This is a genomic window from Pseudomonas ceruminis, from assembly GCF_021602025.1.
In the GTDB taxonomy this organism is placed as follows: Bacteria; Pseudomonadota; Gammaproteobacteria; order Pseudomonadales; family Pseudomonadaceae; genus Aquipseudomonas; species Aquipseudomonas ceruminis.
In genome coordinates this window covers 1-294 of record NZ_BQHW01000088.1, presented here as the reverse complement: position 1 = coordinate 294, position 294 = coordinate 1, and the positions used below count along the sequence as shown (strand labels likewise).

1 protein-coding gene is annotated in these 294 nt (G+C 49.3%); it reads right to left on the bottom strand.

Features of this window, described 5'->3' with window-relative positions:
* Nucleotides 1–214 (bottom strand): hypothetical protein (locus tag L6D80_RS29935; protein ID WP_236183115.1); only part of this gene is annotated, 214 nt, incomplete at its 3' end.
* Nucleotides 215–294 lie beyond the last annotated feature (80 nt).

Here is a 294-nt window from a genome sequence, read left to right as displayed (position 1 = left end):
AAACTGTTACACCCGGTTTCTTTCCTTTCCACTGCTGCGTGTCGACCAACGTGACCACAATGTAAAAGCGCTGTTTGCCGGCAGGGAGAGCAGGCATAGCAACAGCTCCATTTGCGGCATTGGTTACAACTTCTCCTTGGTGCTGACTGATAGACATCGTCATATTTACGAGCAGTCTACCGTCAGCACCATATACCTCCAGACCGTTAGCCATACATGCCTACCACTCACCCATCCGAATACGACGCACTCCGTTAATCACCATATCGATACCGTTGCGATTAAAGACCGTAT